At 73.5% G+C, this 1,636-nt stretch carries 2 protein-coding genes and 1 pseudogene; all 3 read left to right on the top strand.

The genetic code is table 11. The annotated features are described in order from the left end of the window. Positions 1-345 (top strand): annotated as a pseudogene (locus tag ACR9ZK_RS21530) (hypothetical protein); the annotation flags it as partial. 263 nt (positions 346-608) lie between these two features. Beyond that, positions 609-1,289: a histidine phosphatase family protein gene (locus ACR9ZK_RS21525; protein WP_481344004.1), complete on the top strand. Its 681-nt coding sequence runs from the start codon at positions 609-611 to the stop codon at positions 1,287-1,289. Beyond that, the coding region (locus tag ACR9ZK_RS21520) for a TlpA disulfide reductase family protein (RefSeq protein ID WP_481344003.1) at positions 1,289-1,636 on the top strand (348 nt) is incomplete at its 3' end. The genes ACR9ZK_RS21525 and ACR9ZK_RS21520, both read left to right, overlap by 1 nt.

The following is a 1,636-nucleotide window of genomic DNA, read 5'->3' as shown; positions in this document are numbered from 1 at the left end:
TACCTGCACCGCGACCACCGTTCCGCCGAAGGGGCCTGCGCCCGCGTCACGTGGGTCGAGGGCGACCCGGCCACCATCGACCGGGCCGTCGACATGTTCAAGATGACGATCATGCCCAAGGTGGAGCAGATCGAGGGGTTCTGCAGCGCCAGCCTGCTCGTCGACCGGATGTCCGGGCGGTGCTGCATCACCGCGTCCTACGACTCGACCGAGGCGATGACAAACTCCCGCGACATCGCGATGAGCCTGCGCGCCGACCTGTCGCAGGAGACCGGGATGCGGATCACCGAGGTGGCCGAGTTCGAGCTGGCCATCGCCCACCTCGACGTGCCCGAGCTCGTCTGAGCGCATCTGAGCCCACCGAGGCGAGGAGCCGCCCCCTCGACGCGCGCGCTGCCGCGCCTCGGTGGACGGTCGCGAGGAGGACGCCGGCCACCACGAACAGGCCGCCGAAGACGCGGCCCGGGGTTCGGCGTCCTGTCTCGCGCGGCGTGAGGCGGCGCGCGGGGGCCCAGCCGTTGCCGATCGAGGTCCGTCGTGCGGACCCACCCGCCCGTGCCCGGACCGCGGATTCGGTCGTTCGCCGACCGTTTGAGACACTGGGGCCCATGACGCGCAGCACGGCTGGAGGCACGGAGGGGTCCGCCGAGACCACCGCCGCCACGACCGTCGTGCACCTCATGCGCCACGGCGAGGTCCACAACCCCGCGGGCGTCCTCTACGGGCGGCTCGACGGCTACCACCTCAGCGACCTCGGCCGCGAGATGGCCGGCGTCGTCGCCGCTCACCTGGCGACCCACGACGTCACGTACGTCGTCGCGTCCCCGCTCGAGCGGGCACAGGAGACGGCGGCGCCGATCGCGAGCAGCCACGGGCTGCCCGTCGCCACCGACCCTCGTCTCATCGAGTCGGCCAACCACTTCGAGGGCCGCACCACCGCGCGCAAGGAGCTCCTGCATCCCCGCAACTGGCGGGTCCTGGGCAACCCGACGAAGCCGTCGTGGGGCGAGGCCTACGAGGCCATCGCCGCCCGGATGCTCGAGGCCGTCGACGCCGCCCGCGACGCCGCGCGGGGCCACGAGGCCGTCGTCGTGTCGCACCAGCTGCCGGTGTGGACGGTGCGCAACAGGCTCGAGGGCAGGCGCCTCTGGCACGACCCGCGCAAGCGCGTGTGCACGCTGGCGTCGCTGACGTCGCTGAGCTACGTCGGTGACGAGCTGGCCTCCATCACGTACACCGAGCCGGCGGGCGCGCTGCTCGCGGGCGCGAGCCGGGGCGTGGGCGCCTGATGACCGAGCTCGACCGACGCACCGCGCTGCGGTGGGGCGCCGCCGCCGTGGCAGGCGGCCTGGCGCTGGTCACCGCCGCGTGCACCTCCGACCCGAACTCCGTGGAGGGCCAGGCCCGATCGGGCGACCGCAAGGGCTTCGTCGCCGGCGACGGCTCGATCGAGCAGCTGACCCCGGGCCAGCGCGGCGAGCCGGTGGAGCTGCTCGGCACGACGCTCGAGGGCCAGCCCTGGTCGCTCAAGGACAAGGACGGCGCCGTCGTCGTCGTCAACGTGTGGGGCTCGTGGTGCCCGCCGTGCATCGAGGAGACCCCGGCGCTGCAGAAGGCGTGGGAGCGGGTCCAGGCC

The organism is Monashia sp. HAY1-5C, assembly GCF_056755255.1.
Note: the sequence above shows the minus strand (reverse complement) of the source record. Positions and strands in the feature narration are given on the sequence as shown.

Excerpts from the sequence above, each read along its gene's own strand:
- ACR9ZK_RS21525 (WP_481344004.1), top strand. The coding sequence starts at position 609 with ATGACGCGCAGCACGGCTGGAGGCACGGAGGGGTCCGCCGAGACCACC.